The sequence below is a fragment of the Roseateles albus genome (assembly GCF_028595345.1).
Taxonomy (GTDB): Bacteria; Pseudomonadota; Gammaproteobacteria; order Burkholderiales; family Burkholderiaceae_C; genus Paucibacter_A; species Paucibacter_A albus.
The window spans coordinates 139783-160987 of sequence record NZ_JAQQXT010000012.1; the positions used below are offsets into that span (position 1 = coordinate 139783).

Sequence of the window (21205 nt, forward strand, 5' to 3'; positions counted from 1 at the left end):
AAGAACGAGCCTTTCGGTTCGTTCTTTTAACTCAGCATCGATCAGACAGCGAAATCTTCGAGCTTTGCACCGGCGTCAATAGCGGCCTTGAGCCACTTTGGTTTCAAGCCCCGGCCAGACCATTGAGCACCGGTGGTCTTGTCGATGTATTTGGCTGCCACCTTTGATTTAGGGCTGGCACCTGCCGAGGGTGAAGCAATAGCCTTAGCAGACGAACCAAATTTGGTGATGACGTCATTTACAGTAAGGTCGTATTCTTCCAGTACGCTTTTGACCTTAGCAAATCCCTCGGCTCGAGACTGCTCTTTTGCCTCGGCAATTGCCTTATCAAGCGCTTCACGCTGGGCAATCAAATCTGATAGTGCGGCCATATATTGTGGAGTCTTTCCTTGACTGAAGAGGAGAGTAAATTTTGCCACAGATTAGCATTGCAGCTGAACTGCTTTCAAGCTTCGTAGGCGCCATTTCAGCGTCGACAGCTCCAGTTCGAGTTTTATTCACAGAACGGCATAGAAACTCGAACGGTTTCTTCTCCCGCGCATGAACTCACTCAGATAGCGAAATTACCCCTGCAATTTTTGGGCTACCTCGTAAGGCTTCGCATCAAATTCTCCGGGTGTTGGCCCAGACGTCAACTAGGGCCACTTTTGACATCCGCTTTGAAATTCCTTTGAGCCAAATCGATTGAATGATGGCCTGAATAGGTACTAATGGATTGGGGAATAGAGATGCTTCACCCAAAAAATGGGCTCGAGTGTCAAATTCTGGGCGGGCGCCAACAACCTATGAAGTCGACAAAAAACATCAGCTTTCGGACCCCATATGTGGACCCTAGGCCGGATTAAAGGGCACTTGGCGCTGCTGCGTCGCATGCTGCCTAAGTTTCTAACCCCCTACGTCACTCTAATAATTTCAGGTAGGTACCACGCTGCGCGATATTCTCTCGCTCAATTCGTTTCGCCCGGCTGTCCAGAGCTGACCCACCAAACCATGCCAGCGCCAAGATGGTGGTTATTGCTATTGACCAATAGTAATCCCCAGCATCCATATAACTAGACTACAAGTTTTTAAGATCTTGTTCGTGTCTTCGACAAAGCCGACAGTCCAGAAACCCTTGACACTTCGTCTTAGTCGTCCAGATGGTCACGCAGGTAACTACCCAGTAACCACATCAGCAAAATTATGAGAGAAACCAGCCACCAAAATGGGTGGGTCCAAAATGATGCATCATCCATTTTATAATGGTACTGCACTGCCCTCATTCATGCAACGGGTGGATTGGGCGCAACTTGCCCAATCCGGTTCTCGCGTTAGCTCGGGGGGGGGGGTGAAAAGTGGCCACAGTGGACGATATTGACCCACTCGTGGTGCTTAAGGTGGGCATGAATTGCCCGCGCTGGCCACTATGTGTCCATTGAGCAGCTTGGGCTGAGTGCAAATCACCCACTGTGGGCAGTATTCGACCAGCAGCGTGTAGATTCTTTTGGCCTCAGCTGTGCCGGGCATATTTGATCCAAGCAAGCAAAAAACTCGAAAAATTGGCGGCTGGAACTGAGGTGTATTTCGGCACTGAATTCTTGCCGGAGACTGAGGCTAGATGCATGCAGCGCCGCATATAGAGATTCTCGAAGACGAAAGTACTGAAAGCGCACTGAAACAACGAGTCCGTATACATATTCAGGCCATCTAGGCTGCAATCTCATGGTGGACGTGCACTTGACGTCCGCGCACTTTGGCCGCAAAGAATGGACATCTGAGAGGATCTGAGCGAATAGGGGCACTGCTGCATAGGCAACTCAGAAACCCTCAGTGTCTCAATTTCGCGTCGGCGACAACAGGGGCTATGACGCCGGCAACCGGGCTTGCCTACAGCTTGTTCTGTTGAAAGGTCTATGCAGAAAGGCCTTTCGGTGATGTGTTGCAAACACCGCTTGTGTGAGTAAAAGCTGTTGGGTAGCTCACCCTACGAGCTAGTGGCGGTCTAAATTTCAGGGTGAAGCCCGAATTGCTTCACACAACAACTGTTCTGCAACTGGTCACTCACATGGACAACATCCCCTCCAGCGATCTGAAGTCAGTCTTGCACTCCAAGCGAGCCAATGTCTATTACCTTGAGCATTGCCGCGTCTTGGTCAATGGAGGCCGGGTTGAGTACGTGACTGAAAAGGGCAAACACTCGCTGTACTGGAACATTCCGATCGCCAACACAACAACAGTGCTGTTGGGCACCGGGACATCTTTGACTCAAGCCGCGATGCGGGAGCTGGCGAAAGCTGGCGTGATGGTTGGTTTTTGCGGCGGCGGCGGGACACCTCTGTTCGCCGGCACGGAAGCCGAACAGGCCGTAGCGTGGATACCTCCCCAAAGCGAATATCGACCCACCGAGTATCTTCAGCATTGGGTGCGCTTCTGGTTCGACGATGCATTGCGCCTCAGGGCCGCCAAATCATTCCAAACGGCGCGGCTGACGCGGCTGCTGCAGCACTGGCATGAATCCAAGTCGCTCAGGGATCAAGGCTTTGCTGCCGATAAGGATCAACTGAACCAGTTGATAACACAGAGCCGCAGCGGCATTGATCATGCACAAGACGTCACCGCGCTACTGACGGAAGAAGCCCGACTGACAAAGCAGTTGTACCGGATGGCCTCGCTTGCATCGCAGTACGGTGAGTTCACCAGAGCAAAACGAGGCGATAGCGTGGATGCCGCCAACCAGTTTCTGGACCATGGCAATTACCTGGCTTACGGACTTGGCGCTACTGCGGCCTGGGTCTTGGGTATCCCACATTCCCTGGCGGTTCTCCACGGCAAGACCCGGCGAGGCGGATTGGTATTTGACATCGCGGATCTGGTGAAGGATGCAGTTATCCTGCCGCAAGCGTTCATTTCAGCAGCCAAGGGGCAAACCGAACAAGAGTTCCGGCAGGCCTGTATAGAAACCCTGACTCGCAGCGAGGCTCTGGACTTCATGATCAACACCATCAAGGCCACTGCCATGCAGATTGGCAAGGCAGCACAGGCCGCATCAACATGAACGTGCTGCTGATTTCACAGTGCGACAAGCGCGCCCTGACCGAGACCCGGCGCATCTTGGATCAGTTTGCAGAGCGTAGGGGCGACCGCACTTGGCAGACCGCCATCACTCAGGATGGACTCGACACCCTGCGGCGCCTGCTGCGCAAAACTGCGCGCAAGAACACGGCTGTTGCTTGCCATTGGATCCGAGCACTGGATCACAGTGAACTGCTGTGGTCGGTTGGCGATCGCACTAGCTTCAATGAACTGGGTGCCGTGCCCACCAACACCACCAGTCGCAACATCTTGCGTACGCAAGATCAAAACGATTGGCACAGCGGCGAATTGATTCAATTGCTGACGGATATGGCTGGCCTTTTGCATGACATAGGCAAGGCCATTGAAGCCTTTCAGATGAGATTGGAAGGCAAGTTGGTGGGGCGAAACCTCATCCGGCATGAATGGGTATCCCTGCGCCTATTTGCTGCCTTCGTCGGTGACGATGATGATGCCACCTGGCTGGAACGTATGGCGACACCGACAGAAGCGGACTTGGCCTCATGGATGGGGTCGAGACTGCAGAAGGATGGGCTTCATACCGCGTGTACTTCGCCCTTCGCCGCGCTGTCAAAAGCGCCATTGGCGCAAGCTTTGGCTTGGCTGGTCGTGACTCATCACAGACTGCCTGTGCTGCCCTTTGGCGAGCAATTCTCTGAGGTCCTTATTTCTAGCTCCTTGAACCGGATTGAATCAAGTTGGAACGAAGATGAGATCAAGAATGCAACTGCGGAGAGCATCAAACCGTTTTGGAGCTTTCCGCATGGCCTGCCAGTTAGCACCCCGGAGTGGCGGCAGCGCGCCGCCCGGGTAGCCAAGCGGCTTCAGCGTTATGCGGGTTTGCCGATGGGCTCAGCCATCATGAGCAATCCGTTTGCCTTGCACTTGTCTCGCCTGTGTTTGATGCTTGCTGACCATCATTACTCCAGCTTGGAAGTGGGTAGCGACGGCAAGCCCGATGCGCAGCGAGTCAAGGTCGCTCCCGCCAGCAAGTTGGTGGCCAACACCCGAATGATTGGTAAGGGCAGCACAACGCGCGTGGCTAATCAGTCACTTGATGAGCACCTACTCGGCGTGGCCCAACATGGCGCCGAGGTGGCTAGGTTCCTGCCGAACTTCGAGCGCAAGCTGGCGCGCCTTGGCAAGCACCGCAGACTCAAGGCGCGTTCGCAAGAAGAGCGCTTTCGGTGGCAAGACAAGGCTGCTGACTTGGCCGGCGGCATGCGCACTCGAAGCGAGATGCATGGCGCCTTCGTCGTCAATATGGCGTCCACGGGTTGCGGCAAGACTTTGGCCAACGCCAAGGTGATGTACGGCTTGGCTGATCCTGTCTTAGGTATGCGCTGTGCCTTCGCCATGGGCTTGCGAACACTCACGCTGCAAACCGGCCAGGCCTTTCGCGAGTTGTTGGGGCTAAGTGATGACGAGCTTGCCATTCGCGTTGGCGGTGGCGCCAACCGCGCCTTGTTTGAACACTTTGAGGCGCAGGCTGCAGTTTCAGGCTCGGAGTCGCGCCAAGACTTGTTTGATGAAGATGGCCATGTCTTGTTCGAGGGCCAGCAAGACAGCCATCCCTTACTACGCCGCGCCATTGCCGACCCCAATGTGCATGCCTTGCTTACCGCCCCTGTGTTGGTCTGCACGATTGACCACCTGACCCCGGCGACAGAGAGTCAACGCGGCGGCCGCCAGATCGCGCCGATGCTGCGCTTGATGAGTGGTGACTTGGTGCTGGATGAGCCGGACGACTTTGACCTCGCCGACTTGCCTGCGCTTACCCGCCTGGTGCATTGGGCTGGCTTGCTGGGCGCCCGTGTACTGCTGTCATCCGCGACTCTGCCGCCCGCGTTGATTCAGGGCTTGTTTGAGGCCTACCGCAACGGGCGCAGCCATTTTCAGGCCAACTGTGGCGAACGGCCCGGCGCTGATCAAACTCCGCCGCAGGTCTGCGTTCTATGGTTGGATGAGTTCAAACAGCACCAAGCCGATTGCTCAGACCCAGCAGCGTTTGAGCGCGAGCACCTAGCTTTTGTGCAGGAACGGGCAGCCGCATTGGCAGAACTGTCAGCTACTCCGCGTCGGCGGCTCAAGTTGGTGCCCTTGGAGGGCCTGCCTAAAGTAAAGCTTGAGGCCGCCCAGATGTTCGCTGCGTTGGTGTTGAAGTCGGCCAGCGAGCTGCACCAAGCGCACCACAGTATTGACTCCTCGACGGGCAAGCGGGTCAGCTTCGGCTTGGTCCGCATGGCCAATATCGAGCCCCTGCATGATGTTGCTCTAGCCTTGTTCAAGCTAGGGGCTGCAACAGGGCAGCGCATTCATCTGTGCGTCTATCACTCACGATTTCCCTTGCTGATTCGCTCGGCCATTGAACGGCAGCTCGACAGCACGCTTAAACGCCAGCGGCCCGAGGCCGTGTTCGACTTGCCCGAAGTCCGCGCCCGCTTAGACAGCAACGTCGAGTCCGACCAGATATTCATCGTGCTGGGCTCGCCTGTCACCGAGGTCGGGCGAGATCATGACTATGACTGGGCCGCGGTGGAGCCTTCGTCGATGCGCTCGCTGATCCAACTGCTCGGCCGCGTGCGCCGACACCGTGCTGGCGCCTGTGGCGGTACACCCAATGTGCATGTCTTCAGCAGCAATCTTAGGCATTTCGCTGCCCCGGGGCAGGCTGCGTTTTGTAAGCCCGGCTTCGAGCAAAACAGCGGCTCCTATCGACTGGCGAGCCATGATTTGCGCGAGCTGCTGGCCACAGCCGATTGTGACGCCGTTGATGCGAGGCCACGTATCCTGGCTCCGGCCGCCGCTGATTTGCAACCCCAGCAGCGTCTGGTTGATCTCGAACATGCCCGCATGCGTCAAACCATGTTGGTTCAACTCGGTGCGGCACTGCCGGCCACCGGCCGGCATGCGCGTGGGCCAGGGGTTAGCGCATCCAAGCCGTTTTTCAACGCCAGTACTTGGTGGCAGGCGATACCTGGCGATGCTTTGCTGACCGGTCTGATCCCGCAGCAGCAGCCCTTTCGGGCTCAGACCGGCCCGGATGAAATTAGTTTGGTGTTGCTTCCTGATGAAGGCGGTGAGCACGCTGTGTTGCACCGGGTGCTGGAAAACACAAATGGCCGCAGGGGCGAGAAGCTCTATGTCGCCGTGGAGCTTTCCGAGCATCGAGCAATGGCCGATGGCTCGGTTCAAGGTGAACGCATGCAAGCCTGGGGTGTGACCGACTACATGCGCGAGCTGAGCGAACTCGCCGAAGCCATGGGCTTGCCCATGCGCTGGTGCGCCGAACGCTTTGGGCAGGTCTCAGTGAGGGAAAACGACGAGGGATGGCAGTCACATGCCGCGCTCGGATTTGCAAAAAGGAGGCGGGCAGACCAATAGCCAGAATCAGAGAGATCGATATCAATACTCAGGGATAAACAACCATGCAATTACCGAACCCCCAGCGAATAGCCGCGATCAAAGCGGTCATTGCTCAGTTTCTGCAACAACGTAGAGACGACAAGCTCGAGAAACTGCCGGCAGATGACCCAAAACGGTCTGAGCTACTTCAACAGTTCATCCATTCAAGTTGGATTGATGATGCTGCTCACCGCGTCGTCCAGATTCAAGCCGTCACCCACTCGCTCAAGCCAATACATCCCGATGCCAAGGGCAGCAGCCTGTATCGCGAACCCGGCAGCTTGGTTGCCATTACCGAAGTTGGGACACACAGTCTCGGCAAAAACTACGATGCTGATGTGGTCGGTAATGCGGCGGCACTTGATGTCTACAAGTTCCTCAAGCTTAGTCTCGAAGACAAGTCCCTGTTAGAGCTTGCTCTGGCTGGTGACCAAGACTTTGCCGCGGCGCTCAGCGAAGACAGCGCCAAGGCTGAGCTCTTGATGCAAGCTTTTGCGGGGCTGGCAGCCCCGCGAGGACGGCCGAGCAGCCACTCGCAGGCCAAACAACTGTATTGGCTGGCAGACAGCGATGCACATGATGACCAAGCCTTTCATCTGCTCGCGCCGCTGTATCCCACCTCACTAGTGCATCGGGTCTACCAGCAACTGCAGGATGACCGTTTCAGTGACGAGGCGAAGGCGGCACGAGCAGCGCGGAAAGAAGGTTCCTTCCATCCTCGCCCCGTGCGCGAGTACCCGGATCTGGCCATCCAACAACTCGGCGGCACCAAGCCGCAGAACATTAGCCAGCTAAACAGTGAGCGGCGAGGCAACAATTGCTTGCTTGCCTCCCTGCCACCAATGTGGAAATCGGCCGAGGTGCGGCCGCTGCTTGGCGTGAGTTCGATGTTCAAGGTGTTTGGCCGCCGGCGCGAAGTGCTGATGCAGGCCAGGGCATTGCGCCGTTTTCTTGAAGGCAAGCCGGCAGCCAATATTGATACTAAACGCAAGGTCCTCGACTGGGTCAATGGTCTGATTGATGAGCTACTGCAATTCAGCGCAGAGCAGCAGACACTTGCTGCGGGTTGGAGCCAATCCCCCGACTGCGACCTTCCCGCTGCCCAGCGCTTGTGGCTGGATCCCGACGCAGCAAACACTGCTCTCAAGACCGATGACGCTGCCGACCAAGTTGCTGCGGAATTTGCCCGCTGGTTGAATGCCCAGTTACGTGACCCGCTACCGGTTGGGGACCCCGAGTTCTATTACTGGCGCAAGCTAGCACTTGACCAGATCAAACAACAAGAACGGGAGGCCGCATGAGTGCCGCAACAAGCGTAGAACAGGTACTCCCCAGCGTGCCTGCGCTACTGATGTTGCCGCGTATCCGGGTGCAGAACGCCAACGCGATCTCCAGCCCCCTGACCTGGGGATTTCCGGCGGTATCGGCGTTCTTGGGGTTAATGACAGCTTTGGAGCGGCGCCTAGGCCCGGGTTCTGGGGTCGTGTTCCGTGCAGTAGGCGTCGTCTGTCACGGCTTTGAGGCGCAGGTCACCTCACAAGGCTACACACGGGCCTTCCACTTGACCCGTAACCCGGTTCTTAAAGACGGCAGCACGGCAGGCATTGTGGAAGAAGGGCGTGTGCATCTGGAGTTGAGCCTGGTATTTGACGTATTGCTCGCCGAAGGGCAGATCAGTGACACGCGGCGTCAAGCGTTGGCCGAACACATCAGCCAAGTGGTGGCGGGCATGCGTTTGGCCGGTGGTAGCGTGATGCCGCTCTTGCCAAATGCGACGCGGCGGCCGGCGCGACCCACGTTGGATCTGGTGCCAAACGACGCCGACGAGCAAGGTCAGCAGTTCCGTCGTTTGGCCAGGCGCTGCTTGCCTGGTTTTGCTTTGGTGTCACGTGACGACTTGCTGCAAACTAAGCTGACCCAGTTGCAAGCGAGCGACCCGGCCGCGACGGCCTTGGATGCATGGCTGGACTTGTCACGCTGGAATCACCGGGCAAAGCAGACAACGGATGCTCAGGGTGAAATCACGGCCACCTGGGAGACCGATCCGCGTGCTGGGTGGACCGTGCCGATACCTGTGGGCTATGCCGGCTTGTCTGAACTTCACGAGCCCGGCACAGTGGCCGCCGCACGCGATATGCACACGCCTTTTCGTTTTGTCGAATCCATCTGGTCAATGGGGCAATGGGTTAGCCCCCATCGCTTGAAAGGCCTGGATGACTTGCTTTGGTACGCGCAGGTGGAAGGCGAAGGGAAAGACAAGCGTATCTATCGTTGCCGCAACGACTACGCGCCGCCGGAACCTTTGACCCACGGCGAAGCCGATCCGGCCGAAATGGCCAACGCCTGACCGTCGCTCAAAAACCAATTGAATATTCAATTTTCTATCTCTATTCCAAGGAACTCTGAATCATGGCTACTGTCAACACCACCGCATTGAAGACTGCTTCCGTTCTCGCCTTTGAGCGCAAGCTTGATCCCTCCGACGCTATGTTTTTTGCTGGTTCATGGGGTCAACGACGAAGCGCGGCGCAATGGGCGCCCATCTCCGTGCGCGAAAAATCCGTGCGCGGCACGATCTCGAACCGCCTTAAGACCAAGGATCAAGATCCAGCAAAGCTGGACGCTGCCATCGAAAATCCGAATTTGCAGACGGTCGATGTGGCCACCTTGCCTGCCGATGCCGACACCTTGAAAGTGACCTTCACGTTGCGGGTGTTGGGCGGTGCGGGAACGCCTTCCTCCTGCAACAACTCTGCCTATCAAGCCAAGCTCTTGGCCACTGTGCAAGGGTATGTCGAAGGCCTGGGCTTCTCTGAGCTGGCTGGGCGATACGCCCACAACCTCGCCAATGCGCGCTTCCTGTGGCGTAACCGAGTAGGTGCCGAGCAAGTCGAGGTGCAGGTTCAGCACTTGGTTCAGGGGGAGGCTGCGCAGACCTGGATCTTTGACGCCTTGGCCGTGCCAACTCGTGAATTCAATGCCAGCGGAGCGTCGGCGCAGCCTTTGCTGGAATTGAGTGAACTGCTTGCGAAGGGTCTGGCAGGCAAAAGTCACGTGCTGCTGCAAGTGACAGCCTTTGCACGTCTAGGCGCAGCCCAAGAGGTCTATCCATCGCAAGAGCTGATATTGGACAAGGGTAATAGCGGTAAGAGCAAAACGCTCTATGTTGTGGGTGGCGTGGCCGGCATTCATTCCCAAAAGCTTGGCAATGCGTTGCGCACCATCGACACTTGGCACCCGGATGTGGCGGAGTTGGGACCAATTGCGGTTGAGCCCTACGGTTCAGTCACGACACTGGGCAAGGCTTGTCGTCGCCCGACCGAAAAATTGGATTTTTACAGTCTGCTGGACGGCTGGATCTTGAAGGACAAAGTGCCTGCGCCTGAGCAACAGCACTTTGTCATGGCTACGCTGATCCGGGGTGGTGTGTTCGGTGACGCCGGCAAGGACTGAGCGCCATGAGTCATCAGTACTTGGACATTCGTTTGCTTCCTGACCCCGAATTGCCACCTCACGTTTTGATGGCGGCACTTTTTACCAAGCTACATAAGGCTTTGAGCGACTTAAAGGAGGATCAGATTGGCGTGTGCTTTCCGGAGTATGCAAAGGACCCGGCACGGCTCGGCGATCATTTGCGCTTGATTGGCCCTAGAGCTTCACTCGCGCGCTTGATGGAAGGGTCTTGGCTGGGGGCTTTGCAAGAGCAAATCAGCTCGACCGCCATTGCATCCGTACCGGAAGGTGCCGAGCAGCGCGCGCTGCGGCGGGTGCAAGCCAAGAGCAGCCCGGCTCGCTTGCGTCGCAGGCAGATGAAGCGCCATGGTCTTAACGAGGCGGAGGCCTTGGAACGAGTGCCGGATCATGCGGCCGAGTTCTTGCGGCTGCCGTTTGTGCAGTTGTTCAGTGCCAGCACGGGTCAAACCTTTCGACTCTTTCTGGACCTTAGCGAGCCGCAAGGAGCCGGCGTCCAAGGTGTGTTCAATGCTTACGGTTTGAGCAGCACAGCCACCATTCCCTGCTTCTGACCCTTTTTCTAGCCAGACGCGCAAGTGTTTGTAAATCAAGCACTTGCGCGGTTTCATTTGAAAAGGGGTTTGTGCCTTGAAATGAGGGTTTTGAAAGCGCTGACAATGGTTTGTTGCGAACTTTGTCTTGTTCACTGCCGCATAGGCAGCTCAGAAATTCTCGCGTCTCACCAAGGGCGGCCAGCAGATGTTCACTGCCGCATAGGCAGCTCAGAAATTATGAAGTGCGTCAAGGGTGAGGACGATTACGTTCACTGCCGCATAGGCAGCTCAGAAATGCCCGCTGGCCGGCGCCTGCCAGGTGCCACTGTTCACTGCCGCATAGGCAGCTCAGAAATCGACCCGCGCCTGAGCTGCGATCATTTGCCAGTTCACTGCCGCATAGGCAGCTCAGAAAAGATCGTTACCAACGTGAAAGAGGCTCAGCGTGTTCACTGCCGCATAGGCAGCTCAGAAAAGTAATCGGCATGAGGGCATCGTCTCGATTCCGTTCACTGCCGCATAGGCAGCTCAGAAATTCTGGAGTGACCATGGCAGCTATCAGCAACCGTTCACTGCCGCATAGGCAGCTCAGAAAATCGGCACCAAGCCCACGCTTGAAGGCTGCGAGTTCACTGCCGCATAGGCAGCTCAGAAAGCAGTACCCGCATGCGGTCACGCCGTGGCCGGGTTCACTGCCGCATAGGCAGCTCAGAAAAATCGCTTCATGTTTCGCACGGAATGGCGCTCGTTCACTGCCGCATAGGCAGCTCAGAAAATACGCACCATCCATTCCTGGCAGCATCAAAGGTTCACTGCCGCATAGGCAGCTCAGAAAGCTTGAGCATGGTCATCTTGGCGAGCGCCAGCGTTCACTGCCGCATAGGCAGCTCAGAAATACCCAATCCACCCCAAGCACCGCAGAAGTACGTTCACTGCCGCATAGGCAGCTCAGAAAAGGAACGAACCAAGCCGCCCACCAGATGAGCCGTTCACTGCCGCATAGGCAGCTCAGAAAAGCCTCATCGCGCACCGCGGCGACCTCGCCACGTTCACTGCCGCATAGGCAGCTCAGAAAACAACAAGGCCGAGCAGCTTGAGGCGCTGAAGGTTCACTGCCGCATAGGCAGCTCAGAAAACCAAGAAGCCCGCTCTGAGCAATCACGGCGGGTTCACTGCCGCATAGGCAGCTCAGAAATTGAAGGCGTGAAGCAGAACTTGCGGACCATGGTTCACTGCCGCATAGGCAGCTCAGAAATGGAGGTGAAGCGCCTGGAAATTGGGGGCAACGTTCACTGCCGCATAGGCAGCTCAGAAATCTTTGGGATGCCCTGAAAGCGCACTCGAAAGGTTCACTGCCGCATAGGCAGCTCAGAAAAAACGGGCGATAGAGGCAGACGCTAAGCGCGTGTTCACTGCCGCATAGGCAGCTCAGAAAGCGCCCAAGACTCGGCGAGCTGCTTTGTCAGAGTTCACTGCCGCATAGGCAGCTCAGAAAGTCATCGTCTAGTTCGTATCCGGCGGCACAGGGTTCACTGCCGCATAGGCAGCTCAGAAAGCGAGTATTTCGAGGCCGAGCAGACCGTGTGCGTTCACTGCCGCATAGGCAGCTCAGAAACATCCAAAATATGAGTGAATCAATCATGATTTGTTCACTGCCGCATAGGCAGCTCAGAAAATCAGTCCGTCAGTTTGGGCCCGGTTCTTGGTGTTCACTGCCGCATAGGCAGCTCAGAAAATCCAGGCCGGCCAGGCCGCCGAAGCTGCCGCGTTCACTGCCGCATAGGCAGCTCAGAAAGTCGAAGCAATTGGAGCTTGTCTGATGGCCCGGTTCACTGCCGCATAGGCAGCTCAGAAATATTGGCATCGGCTGGGGTGTCGATGTGAAGTGTTCACTGCCGCATAGGCAGCTCAGAAAAATTCGGTCGTTGTTTTGCACTCAGGCTCAAAGTTCACTGCCGCATAGGCAGCTCAGAAAGTGCGGGGGTGATGATCGAATTGCGCCAGCATGTTCACTGCCGCATAGGCAGCTCAGAAAAAGATGCGCCTCGATGTAGCGCAGATTTGTCGGTTCACTGCCGCATAGGCAGCTCAGAAAATCCTGGGCTGCACCCAGGGGAACGTTTCGTTGTTCACTGCCGCATAGGCAGCTCAGAAAGCGAAGAAGCGGGAAGTCGCGAGCTGCCGGTCGTTCACTGCCGCATAGGCAGCTCAGAAATCCCAGCCTGATAGTTCAAAGTTCTTCCCAGCGTTCACTGCCGCATAGGCAGCTCAGAAACAGCGATCGAACTGCCGGTAAACAAGCCCTTGGGTTCACTGCCGCATAGGCAGCTCAGAAACCAGGCGGTCGCCAACGAATGATCTTGTCGAAGTTCACTGCCGCATAGGCAGCTCAGAAAACTTGGCGCGCACCGGCCTTGGCGAGCCAGTCGTTCACTGCCGCATAGGCAGCTCAGAAAATCAGGCAGAAGAAGGCTACTTCGCAATTCACGTTCACTGCCGCATAGGCAGCTCAGAAAACAAGCCGGACACCGCTCGCTACGCTTGCGTCGTTCACTGCCGCATAGGCAGCTCAGAAAACGCTGGCGGGCAACTTTGACAAGGCCGCCTTGTTCACTGCCGCATAGGCAGCTCAGAAAACCCAGGCCATCAGGCATTTGCGCGCCTTTGTGTTCACTGCCGCATAGGCAGCTCAGAAAGCCAGCAGGATGGGCAACTGGCCTTGACGATGGTTCACTGCCGCATAGGCAGCTCAGAAAAAGCGCGTCAATGATGGCCTTAACGTCATCCTGTTCACTGCCGCATAGGCAGCTCAGAAAATAGGTAGCATCAGACGCAAGCGCCGTGTTTAGTTCACTGCCGCATAGGCAGCTCAGAAAACCAGAGCAGCGGGCACTTGATTTGAGCCGTCGTTCACTGCCGCATAGGCAGCTCAGAAAGTTTGGTGCGATGCGCAGATTGACGGCCTGCTGTTCACTGCCGCATAGGCAGCTCAGAAATCGAGGACCCGCCCGAGGCTGACCGAGACAAGGTTCACTGCCGCATAGGCAGCTCAGAAATAGGTGTCATCGCAAACACCGGATGGCTTGCCGTTCACTGCCGCATAGGCAGCTCAGAAATTGATGTCGGCCACTTCGCTCTGCCCATCGATGTTCACTGCCGCATAGGCAGCTCAGAAAGTCTACCGGCGTGCCCTGTTCAGGAAATCATCGTTCACTGCCGCATAGGCAGCTCAGAAAAAACGGGGCCAGTACCGGACGGCACCCCAACTGTTCACTGCCGCATAGGCAGCTCAGAAAAGCAAGGCCAAGAAGGACAAGGCATTGCGCCAGTTCACTGCCGCATAGGCAGCTCAGAAAGCCAAAGTCGCGCTCGCCAAGAGCTACGGCATGTTCACTGCCGCATAGGCAGCTCAGAAAATGGAGGATGAAGTCTTCGGCAGGGCACGCATGTTCACTGCCGCATAGGCAGCTCAGAAAACCTGCGGTCCTCCAGCACCGCCAGAGCTTCGGTTCACTGCCGCATAGGCAGCTCAGAAAATTCCGGCAGATTGCTGGCAGCCCCGGCAAGGGTTCACTGCCGCATAGGCAGCTCAGAAAAACAGGGCAAGGACCAATGTGCTCACGAACAGGTTCACTGCCGCATAGGCAGCTCAGAAAAAACGCCCTTACCCATTTCACTCGCGGCCAAGTTCACTGCCGCATAGGCAGCTCAGAAAAGCTTGGCGATGGCCACCAGCAGCGAGTCAATGTTCACTGCCGCATAGGCAGCTCAGAAAAACAGATTGCTATTAATCCACGCCGCATCCGGGTTCACTGCCGCATAGGCAGCTCAGAAAGCTTTGGTGGATGCTCAACGAATCGCCCGATGGTTCACTGCCGCATAGGCAGCTCCGAAATTGCGGAAGTAGCCGCGCGGGCGCTGCCAGGTGTTCACTGCCGCATAGGCAGCTCAGAAAAGAGTGGCACTGACGAAAAAGCACTACAGAACGATCACTGCCGCATAGGCAACCATGGCGACCGAGCTGGCCTTGGATGCGCTGATGATGGCCGTTTGGCGTCGCCGCCCAGTTGCTCCTGTGATCATCCACTCAGACCAGGGCAGCCAGTTTGGAAGCGATGAATTCACGCGCTGGTGCCGAGCTCATCAACTCGTTCCAAGCATGAGCAGGCGCGGTAACTGCTGGGACAATGCAGTCGCAGAATCGTTCTTCACCAGCCTAAAAAAAGAGCGAATCAAGCACCATAGTTATGCGACACGCAGTGAAGCCAAGTCAGATGTGTTTGATTACATCGAGGGCTTCTACAACTCAAAACGCCGGCACAGCCACATCGGCCAGCTGAGCCCTAAGGCGTTTGAACAGCTTCAAACCGGAAGCTGAGATTTGTCTCCAAAAACGGATGAAGTCCACGTCAAAAAAAAGAGAAAAAATACAAAATCAGCCAACGTATTCTGTTTCATGTTCAATCTTTGTTGTATAATTGAATCGTTTATACCGTCCTCCTGCCAGAACTTGGACGAAAATTTGTCTGGCCTATCACTCGCGGCCCTGTGCCGAGAAAGCCAAAAACGGCTTTCACCTCGCGCTTACTGCGCGTCAAGCTTGGGACAAACACGTCTCTTCAAGCGACCACACGAACATAATGGATCGGCCCTTCATCGGCCACCGCAGCGATCATTGCGGCTCCAGGTCAGCCTGGTCATCCATTATTTAGGGGAACTTGTTTCCCCCTCCTTTGCATAGCGCCGGCCATCGTCAGATGTCCAAACTCGCGAAGGCACTAATTTACACATCAGTCACTCTCAGCCACAACGGCTGGCCGCACCACAAGTGCGGAACACGCGAAAATTCTCGATACATCCTTTGCCCGTGCTGCGTCATCGACGCAGCACTCCTACCGAACTTGTGATGGGCACGGTAGGCCAGCGGCAATAGGGACCCCTGACGACGGTCGACGTTCAGGAGGGCCTTCCCGACAAGGAGTATTTCGGCGAAACAGGCTAGCCAGCCGTCCAGTTCCTCGCGTGCGCCATTAGGGCGCGCGCCAGTGAAGCTGTTGACCTGGCCGCAGTCTGTTGACGCATGGGCGAAAGGGCGCCGAGAAAACACCCTATGGTCCCCGCATCCGCATCCACTGCCATTTAGGCAAGGTGCCAGTGCGGGATCGAGCTTGTTCGTAGGTCATTGACCTCACATGCTCGACTCTCCTCGCGTAGCGGCGCGACGGAGAAGACCTGATGACTGCTTAAGTGCACCGCTCGACCTTTGTTGCCCCAAGCCTTGCGCCTGGGCTTCAATAAAAAACATCGCCCACCCTGACCCCGCGATGAGGACGCGCTGAGTGCCGCGTCCTCCCGCACCCCGGCCGATACACCGTTTGCCTCAGGCACTCGGCGTGGCCACCGCTCTTTTCTTTGCCGCCGTACGTTCGATTCAACCTGGCTGACCTCACAAGGGTCCGTCTCGCGTGGATTCGTGCGTCCAAATTTTTCAGCCCCTCAACCCATTTTCCCTAACGCCGATCGCCCTCGCGATCAGCATCGTCATGCAACCTCGTCGACTGATCCGGCCATCTTCACGCACCAGCGCTTCTCACCCGAGCCCTGGTGCGTGCGGACTCGCCTGAAAAAATCATGCAAAACACAGCGCCCAAACACCGTCAGGCGGCCGGGAGACCCAACCCCGACCGAGGCCAACGAGTTGGCCCTCACGCCACACCCGTGCGTGTGCAGCTCGGCGATGACATCAAATCGCCAAGCAACACGTCAGGGCTGGATCGCCCCGGCCAAATCAATATCAATTGCTGGCAGAGCGATGACTACCGGGCCGACCTGCACGAATTCATGCGGCGATATGGCTATGTCGGCGCAGCCGACATCAACCGCCGCTGTTCCGAGAAAACGAAGACCAACCGAATTGTCGTGCTCACCTCCGTGATCGAGCGTCTTAAAGGACGCATCCGAGGCTTCAGGCGCTTGTCCCAGTTCACTCCCCGCTATGTGCCAGAAATACTGGCCATGTGGAACGAGGGCGGGAATCGCCTCGGCCAGAGCACCGAAATCTCCACCCAGATCCAGAATTTTTCGGTCCTGAATTGGTTCTGGAAGATGCACGGCATCAAAGTCAACCCTATTCGAACCTACGTGAATGACCCCGCCCTCGCCCCCCAGTACAAGCGCGAGTCGATCGCGCGGGTTGATAAATCATGGTCAGGCAACGGGGTCGATGCGGACAGAATCATTGCAGAAGCCCGTTTTCTGGATCCCGTAGTAGCCCGTCTGTTGGAGCTCGCCCGCACCTTCGGGTTGCGCGCCAACGAAACACTTCGCTTGCGCCCCGGCCTTGATGACAAGCACGACCATCTGCATATTCACCGAGGCACCAAAACCGGCCGGCAGCGGGAGATGAAATACGCCACTTTCGACGCCGACCTCATGCGCCAGGTTATTGAGTCCGTCAAAGCTGAGCTGGGCCCAGGGGGACTGCACGCCGCATGGGCGGATAGAACGTTGGTGCAGTCGCGGCGCAGGCTGTACTACATCCTGGAACGATTGGACATCACCAAAAAAGGCCTTGGCGTGACCATCCACGGCTTACGCGCCCAATGGGCGATTGAACAATTCGAGAAATTGACCGGCGCCACCACACCGGTGCGCGGCGGCCACGCCATGGACTACCGGCAGTTCAGCGATGCCAGGCTTGAGATTTCACGCGCGCTTGGCCACAACCGCATCAACGTCACTTCCGCCTACTACGGCAGCTTTTTTGCCATGAAGCTGCCCGCTGAACTGAGGTTTCGCGATTCGTGGCGCGAACTCCAGGCGCACCTGCCCTTCATTCAAGACGCCTTGCACGCCCACCATATCTCAAACCTGTGGTGGGTGGGCGCACGAGCCAACGGCGCCAATGTCGGCAAGCAAGATGGCTGGGAATTCCTCATCGACGAGGAGACGTCCTTTGAGCAGGCAGTCATCGCCAAAGAGTCGCTGGAAAAAACACTTGACGCATGTGGGGTGGGCGTCGTCTGTGTGCATGTCGCTGACCGGGCCCCGCACTCGGCCAAGCAGCGCTGGGCCAACCACGCGCTCCCCCTTTTCGATGTAGCGGCACCTGTGTTGAAGATCGAGCCGGCCACTTCCGCGTAAGCGTCCGCCCAAGTCATCTTGACGGTTTCGGGTGGGCGGAATTTGCGTATCCGTAACAACGGCCGCCGCCGGCTTCGACGCAGCCTTAGTGTCGGATTTTCCCGTTTTCTGAGGCAATCCCAATATCAAATGTTCAAGTTATCGGGACAGAACTCCCTGTTCCCACTTGCCCACCCGCGTCAATCGCCGATAATCGAAATTATGCATTTGGCATAATTTCTAATCGCTTTAATGCAATCTAAATCGTTTTTGTTCATTTGACCCCACTCGCAATCACTACCACTCAGTCGTAAGCGTTCTAGCGCATTCACCCACAATATGAATACACCGCCCGACCCCATTGGCGCCGCATGGCTTGCGAACACATTCAGCGTGGAGCCTATGGCGCGCCTCCCCGTGATGAGCCAAATCGGCGGTCGGCGGTCTACACAAGTCGACGGCGGATTCCGCCTGGAGACCTACCCTGAGGCGATGCGCCCGCCCGACGACTTCAAGTCCCACCTGCAGTTCCACCTTCGACACGAGGTTCCTCACCTTGAGTTCCTCGCCCGACTCTTCGCCAGGAATGGCGCGACCGAGATCCAGGACTGGATCAATTCTGAACCCACGGGCGCCTATGCCCGGCGCGCGGCATTCCTGTACGAATGGCTGACCAAGGCAGATCTCAAGGCACCTGAGCGCCTAGGTGGCAACTACGTGGACGCAGTTGACGATGAACTGGTACTTGCGGCCACGCCAAGCAAGGTAGTCAAGGTGCAACGCTGGCGCGTCAACGACAACTTGCCTGGAACCCGAAGCTTTTGCCCCCTAGTCGTTAAGACCGAGGCCGTCCAGCACGCGTCAGCCCTTGACGTTCGCGCGTTGTTTGGGGAGTTAACCGAAGAGTTCGGCGAGGAACTCCTAATGCGTGCGGCAGCTTGGATGACACTGCGTGAGTCGAAAAACAGCTTCGCGATCGAGGGAGAGTCAGACCGATTGAGCCGCATTCAGCGGTTCGCCGACGTCATGGCAAGGCGAACGGGTCAGGGCGAATTGCCGCTGACGGACGCACTGCTTGCAAACCTGCAAGGCGAGATCTTGGGTGAACTCACTAGTCTGAATCAACTTGGCATCCGGAAGTCACCGGTGTTCGTTGGCGAGACACTACGGTACCAAGAGATAGTCCACTATATCGCACCACCCTTTCGCGAGTTGTCGGACATGCTCGATGGACTGCGGGTGTTCATCGAGCGCACCAACGGCCAATCACCCGTGCTGCGAAGCACGGTCGCTGCATTCAGCTTTGTCTACATTCATCCATTGGCAGACGGCAACGGCCGCGTCCATCGCTTCCTCATCAACGATCTGCTCAGGCGCGACGGCACAATCCCTGACCCCGTGATCCTCCCAATCTCGGCCGTAATCATGGATGACCCTGGAGAGCGCCGCGGCTATGACCGAGTGCTCGATGAGGTTTCCAAACCTCTGATGGAGCACGTTCGAGCACACGTTGAGTTCACAGGCACGCGGACTTCCTATCCGGATGGTGTCACCTCCAATTTCGCTTTCCATGGCGATCTTGAAGCCTTGCCGCTGTGGCGATACCCCGACCTGGGCCCGCACGTCGTTTACATGTCGAACATCATTGGCCGCACGATCACCGAACAGATGCGTGAGCAGTCCAAGTACATGCGAGGACACCAACAGGCACGCCTGGCCATCAAGGAAGTTGTGGAGATGCCCGACCACCAAGCAGACCGAGTCCTTCGATCGCTGGAACAGAACAAGGGCATTCTGAGCAATGTACTGGCCAAGGAAATGCCCGTACTAGCGCGGCCTGGTGTGTGGGATGAGATCGCGGCCGGCGTCGAACTAGCCTTTAGTTTAGAAGCCAGCATCGACAACAGCGTTGTCGAGCGATATCGGCCGGGGCGGCCCATGCAGAACTGACGGTTCTGCCGCCGTGAAGGAGAGTGGGCCAAAGTTGTCCGCTCTGGGCGCAATTAGCCCAGGCCGGTGCTTGCAGAACCTCGGGTGGGCTAAAAGTGGCCACGGTGGGCGATATTGGCCCATCCTTGGTGCCCAAGGTGGGCGCAAATTGCCCGCGCTGGCCAATATTTGCCCGGTGATCTGCTAAGGTTGGGCGCAGATCACCCACTGCGGGCAGTAGTCGCCCAGCAGCATGCAAATTGCTGGTTTCAGCTGTGCTGGGCGTATTTGGCCCAGGCTACCAAGAAAACTAGACAGATTGAGGGGACGCGAAACCGGCGCGGAATTCTTCACGGAGACTGAGGCTAGCTGGTTGCACTGCGGCGTATAGAGAATATTGAAAGCGGCGATACTGAAAGTGCACTGAAAAAAGAGTCCGCGTTCGAATTTTAGGCCTTCAGCAAGAGATCAAGACGCCCGATTATGGTCGGCTTGAGAAGCCGACCTTGACCCGACCTCGCTGCCCCAAACTGCCAAACACCGGTAACAACTGCGGCTTGCCCGCCGGTTGGCGTTCGCTGAATTGACCTGCTCCCCTCCTACCGTACCAAGCAAAAGTAGTAGGGGTCCGCTTTTCAGGAGAATCGCGGACATGAGAAAGAGCAAATTCACCGAGGAACAGATCATTGGGTTCCTCAAACAGGCTGAGGCCGGCATGGCCGTGGCGGAGATCTGCCGCAAGGGCGGGTTCTCGGACGCCACCTTCTACAAGTGGCGCGCCAAGTTCGGCGGCATGGAAGTGTCTGAGGCCAAGCGGTTGAGGGAGTTGGAGGCGGAGAACGCCAAGCTCGAGCATCTGCTGGCCGAGGCGCATCTGGACATGCACGCACTCAAAAGCGTGCTCGGTGTAAAAAGATAGCCCCACAGGCCAAGCGAGTGGCCATCAAACAGCTGATCGAAGAACATCAGCTGTCTGAGCGCCGCGCCTGCGGGCTTGTGGGGCTAAGCCGAGACAGCTACCGGCATCCGCCGGTGCCCAGCGCTCAGACCGAAGCGCTAAAGACCAAGATCGTGGAGATCGCGCATGTGCGCAGGCGCTTCGGCTATCGGCGCGTGCACGATCTGCTGCGTCCGGAGTTTCCGGGCGTCAATCACAAGCGGGTGTATCGGCTGTACAGCGCAGCCGACTTGGCCGTGCGCAAGCGCAAGAAGGTCAAACGCCCGGTCGGCGAGCGCACGCCGCTGAGCACGGCTCGCCAAGTCAACGAGGTGTGGAGCATGGACTTTGTATCGGACAGCTTGGCCAGTGGCCGGCGCATCAAGTGCTTGACCGTGGCCGATGACTACAGCCACGAGTGCGTGGACATCGCAGTCGACTATGGGATCAGCGGTTTGTACGTGACGCGCTTGCTGGATCAGGCAGCCAGGTTCCGGGGCTATCCCGCTGCGGTGCGAACCGACAACGGCCCGGAGTTCACAAGCCGCGTGTTCATCGCATGGGCGCAGGAGCATGGCATCAAGCACGTCTTGATCGAGCCGGGCCGCCCCATGCAGAACGGCTATATCGAGAGCTTCAACGGCAAGTTCAGGGACGAGTGCTTGAACGAACACTGGTTCCAAACCTTGCCTCAAGCCAGGACTGAGATTGCCGCTTGGCGGCGTGACTACAA

10 protein-coding genes, 1 pseudogene and 1 CRISPR repeat array are annotated in these 21205 nt (G+C 57.1%); of the genes and pseudogenes, 10 read left to right on the forward strand and 1 reads right to left on the reverse strand.

The window, feature by feature from the left end; translation table 11 throughout:
- Positions 1 to 41: 41 nt before the first annotated feature.
- On the reverse strand, positions 42 to 419 hold the full coding sequence (locus PRZ03_RS18385; RefSeq protein ID WP_273601728.1) for an H-NS histone family protein: 378 nt from the start codon (positions 417 to 419) through the stop codon (positions 42 to 44).
- A 1625-nt stretch (positions 420 to 2044) separates the two neighbouring features.
- On the opposite strand from PRZ03_RS18385, the gene cas1f reads away from it, so the two are divergent.
- The 10 genes and pseudogenes from cas1f to PRZ03_RS18435 form a co-directional block, all read left to right on the forward strand.
- Entirely contained in the window at positions 2045 to 3034 is a 990-nt protein-coding gene (cas1f, locus tag PRZ03_RS18390) for a type I-F CRISPR-associated endonuclease Cas1f (RefSeq protein WP_273601730.1), read from the forward strand.
- A complete protein-coding gene (gene cas3f / locus PRZ03_RS18395) occupies positions 3031 to 6456 on the forward strand; it encodes a type I-F CRISPR-associated helicase Cas3f (RefSeq protein ID WP_273601731.1) in 3426 nt (1141 codons plus the stop codon). Before cas1f ends, cas3f begins: the two co-directional genes overlap by 4 nt.
- Before the next feature lie 44 nt (positions 6457 to 6500).
- The gene (gene csy1, locus PRZ03_RS18400) at positions 6501 to 7778 is read left to right on the forward strand and encodes a type I-F CRISPR-associated protein Csy1 (protein ID WP_273601732.1); all 1278 of its coding nucleotides are present in this window, start codon (positions 6501 to 6503) and stop codon (positions 7776 to 7778) included.
- Positions 7775 to 8824 carry a type I-F CRISPR-associated protein Csy2 gene (gene csy2 / locus PRZ03_RS18405; RefSeq protein ID WP_273601733.1) on the forward strand — a complete coding sequence of 350 codons (1050 nt, stop codon included), beginning with the start codon at positions 7775 to 7777 and terminating at the stop codon, positions 8822 to 8824. The genes csy1 and csy2 overlap by 4 nt, the downstream gene beginning before the upstream one ends.
- A gap of 62 nt (positions 8825 to 8886) precedes the next feature.
- Positions 8887 to 9930, forward strand: a complete 1044-nt coding sequence (gene csy3, locus PRZ03_RS18410) for a type I-F CRISPR-associated protein Csy3 (protein WP_273601734.1) — start codon at positions 8887 to 8889, stop codon at positions 9928 to 9930.
- Positions 9931 to 9935: 5 nt separating this feature from the next.
- The gene (gene cas6f / locus PRZ03_RS18415) at positions 9936 to 10502 is read left to right on the forward strand and encodes a type I-F CRISPR-associated endoribonuclease Cas6/Csy4 (protein WP_273601735.1); all 567 of its coding nucleotides are present in this window, start codon (positions 9936 to 9938) and stop codon (positions 10500 to 10502) included.
- Between the two features lie 129 nt (positions 10503 to 10631).
- Positions 10632 to 14439: direct repeats of the CRISPR family, unit length 28 nt; unit sequence GTTCACTGCCGCATAGGCAGCTCAGAAA.
- Positions 14440 to 14490: 51 nt separating this feature from the next.
- A pseudogene (locus tag PRZ03_RS18420) lies at positions 14491 to 14862 on the forward strand (DDE-type integrase/transposase/recombinase); the annotation flags it as partial.
- 1340 nt (positions 14863 to 16202) lie between these two features.
- Positions 16203 to 17627 (forward strand): integrase domain-containing protein, encoded by a 1425-nt coding sequence (locus PRZ03_RS18425; RefSeq protein ID WP_273601736.1) that lies wholly within the window; start codon positions 16203 to 16205, stop codon positions 17625 to 17627.
- 318 nt (positions 17628 to 17945) lie between these two features.
- A complete protein-coding gene (locus tag PRZ03_RS18430) occupies positions 17946 to 19556 on the forward strand; it encodes a Fic family protein (protein WP_273601737.1) in 1611 nt (536 codons plus the stop codon).
- Between the two features lie 631 nt (positions 19557 to 20187).
- Positions 20188 to 21205, forward strand: a protein-coding gene (locus tag PRZ03_RS18435) for an IS3 family transposase (RefSeq protein ID WP_273601738.1) whose coding sequence is annotated in 2 segments (ribosomal slippage) — positions 20188 to 20449 and positions 20449 to 21205 — 1019 coding nt annotated over the 2 segments. Because the reading frame shifts where the segments join, the coding sequence is not laid out codon by codon here. This gene is flagged as partial in the annotation.

What these genes read in the sequence shown, in the direction of transcription:
- PRZ03_RS18430 (WP_273601737.1), top strand. Translation starts at nt 17,946, where the DNA reads ATGAATACACCGCCCGACCCCATTGGCGCCGCATGGCTTGCGAACACA.
- cas6f (WP_273601735.1), top strand. Translation starts at nt 9,936, where the DNA reads ATGAGTCATCAGTACTTGGACATTCGTTTGCTTCCTGACCCCGAATTG.
- csy2 (WP_273601733.1), top strand. Translation starts at nt 7,775, where the DNA reads ATGAGTGCCGCAACAAGCGTAGAACAGGTACTCCCCAGCGTGCCTGCG.
- cas1f (WP_273601730.1), top strand. Translation starts at nt 2,045, where the DNA reads ATGGACAACATCCCCTCCAGCGATCTGAAGTCAGTCTTGCACTCCAAG.
- csy1 (WP_273601732.1), top strand. Translation starts at nt 6,501, where the DNA reads ATGCAATTACCGAACCCCCAGCGAATAGCCGCGATCAAAGCGGTCATT.
- csy3 (WP_273601734.1), top strand. Translation starts at nt 8,887, where the DNA reads ATGGCTACTGTCAACACCACCGCATTGAAGACTGCTTCCGTTCTCGCC.
- cas3f (WP_273601731.1), top strand. Translation starts at nt 3,031, where the DNA reads ATGAACGTGCTGCTGATTTCACAGTGCGACAAGCGCGCCCTGACCGAG.